This is a genomic window from Eisenbergiella porci, from assembly GCF_009696275.1.
GTDB classification, from domain to species: Bacteria; Bacillota; Clostridia; order Lachnospirales; family Lachnospiraceae; genus Eisenbergiella; species Eisenbergiella porci.
The window spans coordinates 23373-37023 of the sequence record NZ_VUMI01000031.1; the positions used below are offsets into that span (position 1 = coordinate 23373).

General features: G+C 49.4%; 13 protein-coding genes. 4 read left to right on the top strand and 9 right to left on the bottom strand.

The window, feature by feature from the left end; genetic code table 11:
- Positions 1 to 4: 4 nt before the first annotated feature.
- On the bottom strand, positions 5 to 1045 hold the full coding sequence (locus tag FYJ45_RS17785) for a lysylphosphatidylglycerol synthase transmembrane domain-containing protein (protein WP_154466247.1): 1041 nt from the start codon (positions 1043 to 1045) through the stop codon (positions 5 to 7).
- 6 nt (positions 1046 to 1051) lie between these two features.
- Positions 1052 to 2512: a radical SAM protein gene (locus tag FYJ45_RS17790; RefSeq protein WP_235930872.1), complete on the bottom strand. Its 1461-nt coding sequence runs from the start codon at positions 2510 to 2512 to the stop codon at positions 1052 to 1054.
- A gap of 286 nt (positions 2513 to 2798) precedes the next feature.
- Here FYJ45_RS17790 and FYJ45_RS17795 point away from each other — a divergent pair, with 286 nt between their 5' ends.
- A complete protein-coding gene (locus FYJ45_RS17795) occupies positions 2799 to 3791 on the top strand; it encodes a hypothetical protein (RefSeq protein WP_154466249.1) in 993 nt (330 codons plus the stop codon).
- Positions 3792 to 3879: 88 nt separating this feature from the next.
- On the opposite strand, the gene FYJ45_RS17800 is transcribed toward FYJ45_RS17795, so the two are convergent.
- From FYJ45_RS17800 to FYJ45_RS17815, 4 genes are all read right to left on the bottom strand, one after another.
- On the bottom strand, positions 3880 to 4704 hold the full coding sequence (locus FYJ45_RS17800) for a hypothetical protein (protein WP_154466251.1): 825 nt from the start codon (positions 4702 to 4704) through the stop codon (positions 3880 to 3882).
- An 89-nt stretch (positions 4705 to 4793) separates the two neighbouring features.
- Entirely contained in the window at positions 4794 to 5552 is a 759-nt protein-coding gene (gene xth / locus FYJ45_RS17805) for an exodeoxyribonuclease III (RefSeq protein ID WP_154466253.1), read from the bottom strand.
- A 42-nt stretch (positions 5553 to 5594) separates the two neighbouring features.
- Complete coding sequence (gene mgtE / locus FYJ45_RS17810; RefSeq protein WP_154466255.1) at positions 5595 to 6935, bottom strand: magnesium transporter; 1341 nt, start codon at positions 6933 to 6935, stop codon at positions 5595 to 5597.
- Positions 6936 to 7224: 289 nt separating this feature from the next.
- Positions 7225 to 7872 (bottom strand): YigZ family protein, encoded by a 648-nt coding sequence (locus tag FYJ45_RS17815; protein WP_154466257.1) that lies wholly within the window; start codon positions 7870 to 7872, stop codon positions 7225 to 7227.
- Positions 7873 to 8339: 467 nt separating this feature from the next.
- Here FYJ45_RS17815 and FYJ45_RS32755 point away from each other — a divergent pair, with 467 nt between their 5' ends.
- The 3 genes from FYJ45_RS32755 (at position 8340) to FYJ45_RS17830 (ending at position 10948) form a co-directional block, all read left to right on the top strand.
- On the top strand, positions 8340 to 8507 hold the full coding sequence (locus tag FYJ45_RS32755; protein WP_268890951.1) for a helix-turn-helix domain-containing protein: 168 nt from the start codon (positions 8340 to 8342) through the stop codon (positions 8505 to 8507).
- A gap of 134 nt (positions 8508 to 8641) precedes the next feature.
- A complete protein-coding gene (locus FYJ45_RS17825; protein ID WP_154466259.1) occupies positions 8642 to 9304 on the top strand; it encodes a TetR/AcrR family transcriptional regulator in 663 nt (220 codons plus the stop codon).
- Positions 9305 to 9712: 408 nt separating this feature from the next.
- Entirely contained in the window at positions 9713 to 10948 is a 1236-nt protein-coding gene (locus FYJ45_RS17830; RefSeq protein ID WP_154466261.1) for an MFS transporter, read from the top strand.
- 78 nt (positions 10949 to 11026) lie between these two features.
- On the opposite strand, the gene FYJ45_RS17835 is transcribed toward FYJ45_RS17830, so the two are convergent.
- The 3 genes from FYJ45_RS17835 to FYJ45_RS17845 all read right to left on the bottom strand — a co-directional run bounded on the left by FYJ45_RS17835 (position 11027) and on the right by FYJ45_RS17845 (position 13443).
- Positions 11027 to 11623 (bottom strand): hypothetical protein, encoded by a 597-nt coding sequence (locus FYJ45_RS17835; protein WP_154466263.1) that lies wholly within the window; start codon positions 11621 to 11623, stop codon positions 11027 to 11029.
- A gap of 237 nt (positions 11624 to 11860) precedes the next feature.
- A complete protein-coding gene (locus FYJ45_RS17840) occupies positions 11861 to 12541 on the bottom strand; it encodes an AlkZ-related protein (RefSeq protein WP_154466265.1) in 681 nt (226 codons plus the stop codon).
- A 38-nt stretch (positions 12542 to 12579) separates the two neighbouring features.
- A complete protein-coding gene (locus tag FYJ45_RS17845) occupies positions 12580 to 13443 on the bottom strand; it encodes a hypothetical protein (RefSeq protein WP_154466267.1) in 864 nt (287 codons plus the stop codon).
- Positions 13444 to 13651 lie beyond the last annotated feature (208 nt).

Sequence of the window (13651 nt, forward strand, 5' to 3'; positions counted from 1 at the left end):
GCTGTCATCTCTGACTGCCGGCCCTTTCATTGTTATTGCGGATGCGATCCATCCTTCTTTTTTTATTCCACCGGAAATGCCGCCATGCCAGCGCGGCGCCGGGGATACAGGGAAACAGGAAGGTGGCGAAGCGGTACACAAGAGAGGCTGAAACCGCGCTCACGCCGCTTACATAGGTGCCAAAAAACAGAGAAAACACATACTCTACAGCGCCGATTCCGGAAGGGCACGGTATCACAGCCGCCAGCGTCTGTATCAGGGCGGTAAGCAGCATGGTATCCGGAAGGCTTAAGGAGGTTGTCCCGGCAAACAGGAGCCAGGGAACCATATACCAGCAGCTGAGCTTCACCGCATCCAGCAGGCAGACAATTAAAAGAGCTTTTTTATCATGCAGCAAAACGCCTCCCTCCTGCTGGCAAAGCTCCGCCTGCTTTCGAAAGGTATGCGCCTTCTGCTCCGCTTTGCTTCCCGGCTTCAGTTTTTTATCCAGAAGCCGGAAAATACGGGCGGTGATTTTCTTTCCTGAGGCCGCCGTAATGAGAACCGCGGTTATCAGGGCTGTCAGGATGCATCCCAGAACCATCTGCGGCCGGTAGCTTCGTACCACAGCGTCTCCCTGGATGCATAGGATAATAAAGCCGGTGATTCCATAGAGCGCCACTGCGACCTTGTGCAGAATATACTGCACAAGGCTCATCCCGGTGGCTGTGCCCGCTTCAATTCCTCTGGTATTCAGATAGTAAATTTCCGCCACGCCGGAACCGCTCCCCAATGTGGCCACCCGGTAAAAAGCGCAGTAAAGGGCGCAGGAAATCCCTTCCCTGCAGGTAAATTCCGGCCGGTACCGTTTTGTCATGTAATGGATAATCGCGCCCTCCGCCAGAAAGTAGCCTGCGGAAAGCAGGCATGCCGCGCCGATAACCATCGGCGGCGTCTTTCCTACCTCCCGCAGTATTTCAGGCAGTGACTGCCTGTTCGCCAGACAAACCAGTATGACGAGTGCCAGCACAAGCAGCCATTTCCAGTATTTTTTCAGGGTTTTCAAAGCCTGTCATCCTTTCGCCTGATGGTGCATCCCTGTATGGGCGCTCTCCGTCCGTTGCTTTTCCGCTTTTCTTTCCGCCTTTTTCTCTTCTTTTTCCTGCTTCTTTTCCATTTCCGCTGACCAAAGCTCCTCCGCCACCGGCTGCCACTCCTTTGCATAGGCCTCGCATTTTCCGCACAGATGGGCAGCGCTTTCCGGGCATTGCAAATCTGTGGATTTCGCGCCGGTCCTTGCTATCATTTCCTGCAGCTTTTCCGGATTTTCCAGCATCGGGCAGGGACGAAGCAGGTTATCGTTAAAGGGCTGTCCCTCTCTGTATGCCATAAACAACGGCTGCTTTAAGGCATCCAGCAGGGATACCTCCCTGATATTCGCGCCTGAATAATGGATGAAAACGCAAGGCTCCACATCGCCGTTGGGATTGATATGGCAGTAATTCCTGCCGCCGGCAATACAGCCGCCCACAAACTGTCCGTCATTCTGGAAGTCAAAGGCAAACAGCTGCTTTCCGCCCTCCATGGCACGGATCTCACGGACCCTGTGGAACATATAAGTGCGCTGTTCCATCGTAGGCATCAGCTCCGGCGCCGCATCGTTGCCTACGGGCATATAATGGAAATACCAGGCATAACGGCAGCCCTTTTCAATAATCATATCCAGGAATTCGTCGCTTGTCACCGCCTCCACATTATTTCTGGTATAGCAGATGGAGGTGCCGAAAATCAGGCCGTGCGCCTTCAGACGGTCCATGGCTTCCATAACCCTGTCAAAGCAACCGTCCCCTCTTCTGCCGTCGTTGGCGTTTTCAAAGCCCTCCAGGCTGATGGAAAGGGACAGATTCCCCACTCTCCTCATCTCCTCGCAGAAGGCGTCATCCACCAGCGTACCATTGGTAAATGCATGAAATTCACAGTCATTATGCTTCTCGCACAGCTTAATGATATCATCCTTGCGCACCAAAGGCTCGCCGCCGGTGTACATATACAGATAGACGCCCAGCTCCTTGCCCTGGGTAATGATGCTGTCCAGCTCATCATAGCTTAAATTCAGCCTGTTTCCGTATTCCGCCGCCCAGCAGCCGGTACAGTGCAGGTTACAGGCACTGGTGGGATCCACAAGAAGCAGCCAGGGGATGTTGCAGTTATGTTTTTTTCTCATCTGGTTAATTCTCTTGGTTCCATAGAAAAAGGCTTCAAAGCCAAGGTCCAATGCCGTCATTTTAACAACATGGGGATCAATCTCCTTCAGGATGCGGTCCGCATACTGCATCCACTTTCCCTCCGAATCCCTGACCAGCTCCCTCGCCCTGTCATAGTCCTCTTTTTCGAATTTATCTCCGCCCATGAAATTCTCGGCCAAATCAATCAGCTGTAAAAAGCTCTTTTCCCTGTCCTTTTTAACATGTTTTAAAGCGCCGTCAATGGCGATACTGAATGCCTTCCGTTCTGCTGCATGTGCTAATTCCATAATAAAATCCTCCATTCTGCGGCTTAGTCCAACGTATCTTTCGCAGGCTGCCAACTAATTAATTTTATTTTATCCGCAGGTCTTTTGCCTGTCATTGGACACTTAATTCCCTGTGTCCTTATTTGGGACAAATAAAAAAATTGTCCAATTTTTGGACAACCTGCCAAAAACGTCCCTTTTCATGACAAAGACGTACAAGTATGATACAATTAGTCGGGAGAAGCTATTCTGCCGAAAAAACGATTAGGAAGTGATACCACTGAAACCGGAAAAAATTACGCGATTTATGATAGAGGCTGCCGTAGACCGGGGAATCCGGGAAATGCAGGAGGATCCTAAGCGCAGCGTACGCAAGCTTGCCGATCTGGGAAGGCAGTTCTCCAGAGGACGGTTCCAGAAGAATTTTTTTGACCTGTCCCAGACCCTGCTTCAGGATGACAACAGCCCCTACTATACCATCCTCTCCCGTCTCACCCGGGAGACCAACCATGAAACTTTAAAAAAATTTGGGGTAAATATCGGTTATACCAGCTGGACCTACGGCGCCAGCCTGATCCGTTCCTATGAAAAGGAGCACGGCTATGACGTTCCATGGACGGTTTTCATGCATTATCTCCCGGACGGCCCGCTCGGTCTGAAACAGATCGGGGGACTGATAGATGAGGGGCGTTCTATCGGCATCTATACCTATTTTATTTATCTGGAGGAAATGCCGGAGGACTGGACGGAACTGACGGAACTGTTCCATAGCTTTGACAACAGCGCCTTCCTGCTGCTTCTGCCCGACAGGGAACTGGAGGACGGGGATGTTGATTTGCTTTCAGGATGCCGCAATCTGCTGGTTTCCGCGGAAATCGCCTCCTGTTACCGTGAAAATATCCGCCTGTTAAAGCAGCGCGGCTGTATCGTAGCCAACCATTACTACTATTACACCAACGATCCGGAGGAAATTACCCGGCAGGTGAAGGACTGTGAATCGCCTCTTCTGTTTTTTATTGCCAGAGACGACTGCATGCCGGAGGATCGCAGACGGGTGGCGGATGCGGTTTATGACATACGCTATCATCCCGAATTCCCTGTTTTCCCCGTGGAGCTGCACTCGGATTTCAGACGGGTGGATCAGATCATCTCCGGACGGACCTGCTTGCTTGAGGTGGAGGCAAACGGAAAGGTTTCCCTGCCGGACGGAAGTTTTCTTTCCGCACTGGATCCGGATATGACGCTTGCAGGCCTTCTCAGGAAAATTTCCGGACAGACCGTCTGCGGAGAATATGCCTGAACAGCGGCTGAAAACAGCCCCGCCCCAGGGTATCCTGGGGCGGGGCTTATTTTATATGCGTAACTTGTTAACCAGTTACCTTTATCCTTTAATTAATTCCGGTAATGGCAAATCCGCTGTCCCGCCCTTCATCCTTCTGGAAAATAATGTTAGGGCGGCCTTCCTCAGCTCCCAGCACATATTTTCCGCCGGAAAGCTCCTTTACTTCAAAAAGATTAGTGGAAAGCACGGCCTTCACCCGTTCGTCCGACAATACCTCCGATACAGGAAGCTTCAGAAGATCTCCTCCGTTTTCAATCGTCTGATCCTCATCTCCCAGATTCACATAAAGAGGATATCCGGCCAGAGAGGAAAGGGAATTGATATCCCTGTATTTACAGGCAAACAGGATATCCGCTGCAAAAGCCAGCGCTTCCCGATCCGCTGCAGGCTTCATGGCACAGTCCTTTATGCCGGAAGCAACGCCGTCCTCGCAGGTGACCGTCACCGCCTGCCCAAGAAGGATGCCGTCACTGGTTTCCACCACATCTTCTGTTTCGGGAAGGCTTACCGCATACATCATCCCTTCCGCCGTATCAATAACCAGGCTGTTCATGGCCGCATCCACAACAATTCCGTCATAGGTTCCGGATACTGCCATGGGGATTTCCTCCGATGCCATATCAAAGGTCCCGCTTTCCTCTGTGCTTCCTGTCTCTTGTGTACTTCCTGTTTTCTCAGTGCCTTCCTGCGCAGATCCTGTCTGCGTCGCTTCGGCACCCGCCGTTTCCGGCGCTGCCGCCGCTTCCTCCGCAGGCTGCGTCACAGTCTCCGTCTTTTTCCCGCAGGCCGTAAAAACAAGGCCGGATATCATGAGCGCCGCAAGCAGAAATGCACCTGCCGCCTTTCTCTTTGCCAAACTGATTTTTTTCATATATACTCCCATCCGCACATCATGCGTGCTTTTAAAACAGAGGACGGCAACTGTCCCTTATTCCGTTCCGTTACAGTTACCGGGACCGCTCATTCCTCTTTCAGGAACAGGCCCACCGGGCAATGGTCGGAACCCATTACGTCCTTATAGATCACCGCATCCTCCAGCCTTTCCTTTAACTGAGAGGATACCAGGAAATAGTCAATGCGCCATCCGGCGTTCTTCTCTCTCGCATGGAAACGGTAGGACCACCAGGAATAGGCACCCTCAGCCTCCGGGTAAAAATACCGGAAGGTATCAATAAAGCCGTTTTCCAGCAGCACGGAAAACTTCTCCCTCTCCTCGTCCGAAAAGCCCGCGTTTTTCCTGTTGGTCTTCGGGTTCTTCAGATCGATTTCCTTATGGGCCACATTCAAATCTCCGCAGAATATCACCGGTTTACTTTCTTCCAGCTTCTTCAGATATTTCAGGAATTCTTCTTCCCAGGTCATACGGTAGGGCAGCCTTGCCAACTCTTCCTGGGAATTGGGCGTATACACGGTAACCATATAAAAATCAGGGAATTCCAGGGTAATCACCCTGCCCTCCTGATCATGCTCCTCTATCCCGATTCCATAGGAAACGGAAAGCGGCTCTTTTTTTGTGAAGACAGCTGTCCCGGAATAGCCCTTCTTTACCGCATAATTCCAGTACTGATGATAGCCCGGCAGCTCCAAGGAGATCTGTCCTTCCTGAAGCTTGCTCTCCTGGATACAGAAAATATCTGCGTCCGCTTCCTCAAAAAATTCCATAAAGCCCTTGCCCATACAGGCTCTCAGGCCATTTACATTCCATGATATCAGCTTCATATTATTCTCCTCGGCTTCCTGATTCCGTTTCCGGCAGGCGCACTAAAAATGCAGCAGCCTGGTCGCAATCTGGAAATAAATGATCAATGACAGCGCATCCACAATTGTTGTAATAAAAGGGCTTGCCATAACGGCCGGGTCAAAGCCCACCTTTTTGGCAAACATGGGAAGCGTACAGCCCACAATCTTTGCTACAAATACAGCTACGATGAGGGTCAGGCAGATAACAAGGGCGACCATGACTCCCACCCTGTCAAAAAGCATCAGCTTTACAAAATTGGCCGCCGACAAAGTCGCGCCGCACAGCAGGGACACCCTGGCTTCCTTCCAGATAACCCCGGGCAGATCCGCAAACTGTATTTCATCCAGGGAAATACCACGGATGATGGATACGCTTGCCTGGCTTCCTGCATTTCCGCCCGTATCCATCAGCATGGGGATAAAAGTGGAAAGCACCATACAGGCGCTGAGTGCCGTCTCATAGCCGGCGATGATACGCCCGGTAAAGGTGGCGGACACCATCAGCATAAGCAGCCAGGGAATCCTTTTTTTCCAGGTTTCCAGCACGCCTGTCTTCATATATGGTTTGTCACTGGGCACGATAGCCGCCATCTTCTCGATATCCTCCGTCGCTTCTTCCTGGAGGATATCCACGATATCGTCTACCGTAATAATGCCCACCAGCCTGTTTTCATTATCCACGACAGGCATGGCCGTAAAATCGTATTTCTGGAACTGTCTGGCAACCTCCTCCTGGTCCATCAGGGTATTGATGGAGATTACGTTTTCATGCATGATATCCGCAATGATTTCATCCGGCTGGCTCAGCAGCAGGTAGCGCAGAGCCACCGTTCCCACCAGCTTTCTTCTGCTATCCAGCACATAACAGATATTTATAGTCTCACTGTCCACGCCGATTTTCCGGATCCTGGCTATGGCTTCGTCCACAGTCAGATTTTCCTTAAGATCCACATATTCCACCGTCATTATGCTTCCGGCAGAATCCTCAGGATATCGGAGAAGGTGATTGATATCCCTCCGTGTCTCCGGGCTGGCGTTTGCCAGGATTTTCTTTACTACATTGGCCGGCATCTCTTCCATAAGATCGGCCGCATCATCCGCCATCAGGTTATCCACGATTCCCGCGGCATCCCTTTCTGACAGGGAGGTGATGATAAACTGCTGATTGTCCACATCCATATAGGAAAAGACATCAGCCGCCAGATCCTTGGGCAGAATACGGAAAACTTTCAGCATATCCTGCTCTTCCAGCTCCTCCAGCAGGACTGCGATATCAGCGTCGTTCAGCTCTGCCAGCATCTGGCGGAGCCTTGTATACTGCTTGCTGTCAAGCAGCTCCCTTACTTCCTTGCTTTCTTCCATGACAATCTCCTTCCGGCGGTGTCATGACAGCTTTCAGGCATGGCTTCATCCCCGGCGGGGTGCATCCGGCAGCATCCCCGGAAAGCATCACATCCGCCTTACACGTTATTTTGTTTTGCTTCCAACTTCGCCCGGGGACAGGAACATCACCGCTGCTTGCCTTTTTGCTCTTCATTAAAACCACCACCTTCCGGAAAATTATTTTTGTGTCCGCGCGTAAAAACGCCGGTCTGTCAGGCAATTAGTGCCTCTTTTACTTATTTAATACTTTTACACTATAACTTCCCGCTTAATCTTTGTCAACAAAATAGTACCTGTCAACCACTTCCAGCTCCGCCCGCGCGCCGGTTGCCTCCGTCAGTTCCTTTATAAGCCGTTCCTCCTCCGGGGCAGGCACCACCGTTTCCAGCGCCACCCGTTCCGTATATTCCGCATTTTCCTGGGGATAGCCCTTCTGTCCCAGAAGGTACTGTATCCGGCCGATATCCGAATAATCCGTTCCAATGCGTATCCGGCTTCCATAGCGCATCGTCGCCGTCCGGCTCGCCTCCAGCCCGGCCTTCACCGCCGCGCCATATGCCCTCACCAGCCCGCCGGTGCCCAGCAGGGTTCCTCCGAAATACCGGGTTACCACCACCGCTGCATCGCAGATGCCTTCCCCCAGCAGTACCTCCAGCATGGGACGGCCTGCCGTTCCTGAAGGTTCTCCGTCATCCGAGCATCTGGTCAGCTGCCCGCGCCGGCCGATGACAAACGCCGAGCAGTTATGGGAAGCGTCCCAGTATTTCTTTTTCATCTCTTCTATAAAGCTGACGGCTTCTTCTTCCGATTCGGTTCTGCGTACTGTGGCTATGAAGCGTGACTTCTTTTCTGTTATTTCAGCGGTGCCTCCTGTGAGAACACAGCGGTAAGGCTGAAAATTCGTTGTATTGTCCATGTTATTAACTCCATTTGGGATAGATGAAAATATATAATGTGTACCGCTGACAGTGTCCGGGAAGAAAGGGACGGGGGCATGCAGAGCCGGCCGAAGGCAATGCTTCCTCAAAGGAAGGGCAGCTTCAGTTGCCTAACCTCCTTACATTACAAGCGGTTTTCCACGCATATTTTATCTTACCATATTAAAGGGGAAAAGTGTATAAATTTCAGGCACGATTTAGAATGCCAGCAATCAGTGCTTTGGCGCTTTCTTCCTCCCAGGCTTTGCGAATTAACATAAAACTATATGATATGGCATCAAAAAAGCGGCCATCCTTATATAGACAGGATGACCGCTTTTTGGTTGATTTTATACCCTTTTTATATTATACCCATTTTGATGGGTATTTTCAAGAAAAAAAACGGGAAATATAATTACGTCAGAGGTAGTGGCGTATGATTAGTTATGAACCATTTTTTGATACTATGAAAAAGAAAAATATTTCTTCCTATTGGTTAATTATGCACGGACTTTCCAAGGGAACTTACGAGTCATTGAGGAAGGGGAAGCCATGCAGTACTGTTACCATTGACAGGTTGTGTACGTTGATGGACTGTGATGTGCCGGATATAATAACTTTTAAGAAAGATTGATGCGCGGTAGAACATGAAAAGTTTTGCCGCGTTTTTTATTTTTTTGAAAAATAAGTTGACATACATACTGCCGGTATGTATAATCAGACATACCGATGGTATGTTTATTGTACATAGTGTGAAGGAGGGTTCTCATGGCGAGGAATAAGTATCCGGAGGAAACGCGTAATCTGATTGTGGATACGGCGGCCAGGCTGTTTGTGGAGAAGGGGTATGAACGTACTTCCATCCAGGACATTATTAATAATCTGGGCGGACTGAGCAAGGGAGCTATTTATCATCATTTTAAATCTAAGGATGAGATAATGAATGCGGTGGCCGATAAGCTTTATGCGGGGGCTACGGAAAAAATGAATGAGATTGTCCGGCGTAAGGATCTGACGGGGCTTGAGAAGCTCCGGATGGTATTTCAGGCGTCTATTTATTCCTCGGCGCAGGAGGAGCTGTTTGCCGCGGCCCCGGATATGCTGGATAATCCGCAGCTTCTGTCGCTGTTTATCCGGAATTCCGTGCAGCAGGAGGCTCCGGCCATGATACAGCCTATTTTAGAGGAGGGTATCGCGGATGGTTCAATTTGTACGGATTATCCGAAGGAGTTGTCTGAGGTGCTTATACTGATGGGAAATCTCTGGCTGAATCCGCTTGTTTATCATTGTGACACGTTACAGCTGATAAACAGAATGAGATTTTTCCAGCATATGCTCCGTCTCCTGGGACTGGATATTATTGATGATGAAATGTTCATTCCTTTGGAAAAGTACGCACAGATTTATCAGGAGCATCAGGGTCGCAGATAATACGGCGGCAGCCGTTCTTTGAGAATTTGTCTTATGTTCAGAAAAATAACTGCTCTTCATGGGCAGCTTATTTTTGGCGATTATTCATACCAACGGTCGGTATCAAAGTTTAAAGGAGGATTCTATGATAAAATTTTCAGATGTAACAAAAGCTTATCAAATGGATGAGCCTGGCAGGTTTTGCCGCGATCATGGGAGCGCTGTATTTTATTGTTTACCGGAGCCTTTCCCGTAAGGTTTCTCTTATGGAGGTTCTGTGAACCTGACGTAAAGCGGCTGATGTACAGCTTGTTTTTGAAACCGGCCGCTGCTGTAAATTCCGGCCGCTGCCGCCAGAGTTTTGGCAGCATGAATATATTTACCGGCGCATCTGATTTTATGCGCCGACAGTTTCGTCTGGAGGTTAATATGAAAAAAGGATTTTCCAAGGATTTTTATCTCGTTGTAATCGGTCAGATCATTTCCCTGTTCGGAAATGCGGTTATCCGGTTTGCCCTTCCGCTGCACCTGCTTTCCGTTACCGGATCGGCGGCGCTTCTGGGTGTGGTATCCGGCGTAGCGTTCCTCCCTCTTGTTGTCATGTCTCCCATCGGCGGCCTGATTGCGGATCGGATGAATAAAAGGAACATCATGGTTGTGCTGGATTTCTTTACGGCAGGCCTGGTTCTTCTTTTCCTGGTGTTAAGCGGGAGGGGCAGCCTGGTTTCGCTAATTCTGATTATGCTTTTTCTCCTGTATGGGATTTCCGGCGCTTATCAGCCTTCCGTGCAGGCCAGCATTCCTTTGCTGGTATCGGAGGAAGCCGTCATGCCTGCCAATGCCATTATCAATATGGTGTCCTCCCTTTCCGGACTGCTGGGGCCTGCCCTGGGCGGCATTGCTTACGGCCTCTGGGGCATAACCCCCATACTTTATGTCTGCATGGGCTGTTTTTTCCTGTCTGCGGTCATGGAAATTTTTATCCATATTCCGTTCGCTAAAAGGGTGCGCACGGATACGCTGCTTCATGAAACTATCGCAGATATGAAGAGCAGCCTTATTTTTATCGGACGTGAAAAAAAAGAAATCGGAAAGCTGACATTTTGCTGCGCGGCGGTAAACCTTTTCCTATCGGCTCTTATGATTGTCAGCCTGCCTGTTATTGTTACACAGGTACTCGTTTTCCCCCGGAACAATGCTTCGGAAATGTATGGTTTTCTGGAAGCCCTCATGGCGGGAGGGGGACTGCTGGGCGGGCTTGGCGCAGGGCTTTTAAGCAAACGGCTGAATGTCAGAAGCACCTGGAAGCTGCTGTTTTGCTGCGGAATGCTGCTTCTTCCCATGGGCGCGGCTCTTTATAAGGGGCTTCCGGTATATCTGGCTTATCTGATTCTGGCTGTGTCGGGGATTCTTATCATGGCGATGGCATCCCTTTATACGATTCAGGTAATGTCTTATATCCAGATCACGACGCCACCCGGGCTGATCGGCAAGGTAATCTCATGGATTATTGCTCTTTCCACCTGTGCGCAGCCACTGGGGCAGATCATGTATGGCTTCCTGCTGGAGCATCTGCGCGGGATGCTGTGGATCGTGTTTGTTGTGACCGCTGCGGCTACCATGCTTTTCGCCCGGTGGAACAGACGGGAGGCGGAACGGCTGTAGTCCGGGCCTCAAACCTGGCATGAAAAAGGTGATGCTTTCCTCTGTGTGAGGGCATCACCTTTTGGCTTCTTATATAATTCAGGACTCCAAAGCAGTCAGCCTTGCTTTTGATTCCTGCACCTGCCCCCAGTTTTCAAGGGCAAGCTCATATGTTTCATTTACTTTATCGGATACACGTTTTAACTCCTGACGCAGCTTCTGCTGGCCTTCCTTCAGGGCTCCGATTTCACTTTCCACTCTGTCGAGGCGGCTATCAATCCTGTCGAGACGGCTATCCATCTTGTCAAAACGGCTATCCATACCGTCGAGACGGCTATCCATCTTGTCAAAACGGCTATCCATCTTGTCAAAACGGCTATCCATACCGTCGAGACGGCTATCCATCTTGTCAAAACGGCTATCCATACCGTCGAGACGGCTATCCATCTTGTCAAAACGGCTATCCATACCGTCGAGACGGCTATCCATCTTGTCAAAACGACTATCCATACCGTCGAGACGGCTATCCATCCTGTCAAGACGGCTATCCATACCGTCGAAACGGCTATCCATACCGTCGAAACGGCTATCCATACCATCAAGCCGGCCCTCCATCCTGTCGAGCCGATTATGTACGGGCTGCAATTTTTCATCTAATAATCCTGACAATACGTTTATCAGTAATTTCTTGTCCATTTTTACTCCTTATCTGCGCTCTAATCCGCATAACAAACCTACAGCTGAAAGTGCATTTCTTTCAGCTTTTGAAAGTGTTTTTCTTTCAGCTTCTTTGTGCATTACAGGCCTCCGGAGCCATTATCCTGCTGTCTCTGATTACAGATAAATACTATCACAGGAAGGAGATAATGTCTATGTGTATTTTCGTATTTTTCTGTATACATTCTGCGTGCAGACGACGACATATCTGCCGTTTTATCCGAGAATATACTTCTTCACTTTCCTCTCCGGCGCCTGGGGATTCAGTTTATAAATCTGTTTTTCAATCTTTCGGAAGGCTTCTTCACCGGAAATCTCCGCGGCCGCGTCAAATACCTCTTTCCCGAACAAATCCTCCGTCAGGCAGAAAACCGTTGAAGACCATCCGTATTCCTCACCCTTCCGGGATTTCTTTCTTGTCCTGCCGCAGAGTGAAACGTAAAATTTCATCTGCAGCTCAGTCAGCGCATTATCAAATCCGCTTTTGTCCTCTCTGGAAAAACCGCCGTACTGCTTCAGAAGATGCACCGGAAGCTCCTTTTCCTCACTGAGCACATCATAAATCCGTTTCGCCATCAGGGTAACATTGCCTTCCTCATATTCCTCATAAAGGTCCGCCCTTCCCCTCCTGGCTGCCAGGAAATAGGGATACCATTCTTTCGTTATATAACCGCTTTTCTTAAAAAAGAGCTTTCCATAGGCAATATCGCGATACTCATCCAGGACCCGTATCCTCCATTCCCATGGATCCGTATCATCGTCCTCCGTATGCCAGTGTATTTTATCACTAAAGTAATCGCTTAATGTAAAAACCCCTTCTCCGTTTTCACCGCCGATTGTAAAGCCCGCTAACCTCAGATCGTCTACAAAATCCTGAAAGCCGTTTATTTCTTTCATTGCCTGTCCTCCCTGTTCCAACCTCTGATTTCTGATTCTTAATTTCTGTCTTCAAGCTTATCAAGCAGCCTCCTTATACGCCAGGTACAGTCGGCAATCCTGTTTTCTTTCTTTTTCCAATTGTCGGAAAGCGGAAAATATATCCCGTCTTTTACCTCGCTTCCCATAACCCAATTTCCTTCTTCCCTTTGATTTGCATACAGCCATTTTGATGCAAAATGCAGCATGTCGATGCTGTTCCTGTATTCCGCAAGCAGTTCCAGCGCCGCCAGATATTTTCCCGCCTCTCTGGATGCAAACGTTTCCGGGACATTACAGATCCGGGAATCTCCCGATGGTCTGCTAAAAACATAATAAATTCCTTTGTCATAATGAAGCACATAATCCATCATCAGGCGCTCCGTTCTTTCATTCAGCATGCCGGGAAGGAGGGAAAGCTGATAAAAAGTCACAAAATCCACCAGCCGTCCGCCTCGCGGCGGTTCTCCGAAAATCTCCGTATATGCCAAAGCACAGTCCTCATGGCTGAAGCTCCCGGAAGAGAACGCCCGGGTTATAATATCGGCCCATTTCCCGGCAACACGGTTCGCGCTCCTATCTGCCAATGTGAATTTCCTGATCCAGACAGCGAGCATCAGCTCCGTAAAAATATCCCAGTTATGCATTTTTTCCCGCCTGTCCGGCATTTGTTTCCTGCCTTTCAGGCAATCGCTCATATATGTAACGGTTCTGGCAATCGCCTCATCATTGATATCAAAGCCTAAAACATACAGTCTGCGCAGCGCCTGTTCCGTTGTGATTGGCGCTTTGGACGGCTTACTTAATGTATGGAAATTTCCCCACAGACCATTTTCATCCTGCTGCGCCAGAATTTCTTTCGCCCATTTAGTGTCCTTATACAAATTTTTCTCCCCGATTCCATGCCTGTTCAGAATATTTTATATCTTTATCCGGGATTTTCCGAATCCATTCAACGTTCCCGGCCTCTTTTGAATTTTCTCACTGCGGCGTCAAGCAGAGATTTATCGCCTCTTTCTTCCATAAATTTATCTGATATCCAATTCAGTAATTCCTTCCCCATTCCCGTCCATTAAAACCATATAGCAACCA

Bases quoted from the DNA above. Each gene is read 5' to 3' on its own strand.
- FYJ45_RS17790 (WP_235930872.1), bottom strand. From the start codon at position 2,512: ATGGAATTAGCACATGCAGCAGAACGGAAGGCATTCAGTATCGCCATT.
- FYJ45_RS17795 (WP_154466249.1), top strand. From the start codon at position 2,799: ATGATAGAGGCTGCCGTAGACCGGGGAATCCGGGAAATGCAGGAGGAT.
- FYJ45_RS17800 (WP_154466251.1), bottom strand. From the start codon at position 4,704: ATGAAAAAAATCAGTTTGGCAAAGAGAAAGGCGGCAGGTGCATTTCTG.
- xth (WP_154466253.1), bottom strand. From the start codon at position 5,552: ATGAAGCTGATATCATGGAATGTAAATGGCCTGAGAGCCTGTATGGGC.
- mgtE (WP_154466255.1), bottom strand. From the start codon at position 6,935: ATGGAAGAAAGCAAGGAAGTAAGGGAGCTGCTTGACAGCAAGCAGTAT.
- FYJ45_RS17815 (WP_154466257.1), bottom strand. From the start codon at position 7,872: ATGGACAATACAACGAATTTTCAGCCTTACCGCTGTGTTCTCACAGGA.
- FYJ45_RS32755 (WP_268890951.1), top strand. From the start codon at position 8,340: ATGAAAAAGAAAAATATTTCTTCCTATTGGTTAATTATGCACGGACTT.
- FYJ45_RS17825 (WP_154466259.1), top strand. From the start codon at position 8,642: ATGGCGAGGAATAAGTATCCGGAGGAAACGCGTAATCTGATTGTGGAT.
- FYJ45_RS17830 (WP_154466261.1), top strand. From the start codon at position 9,713: ATGAAAAAAGGATTTTCCAAGGATTTTTATCTCGTTGTAATCGGTCAG.
- FYJ45_RS17835 (WP_154466263.1), bottom strand. From the start codon at position 11,623: ATGGACAAGAAATTACTGATAAACGTATTGTCAGGATTATTAGATGAA.
- FYJ45_RS17840 (WP_154466265.1), bottom strand. From the start codon at position 12,541: ATGAAAGAAATAAACGGCTTTCAGGATTTTGTAGACGATCTGAGGTTA.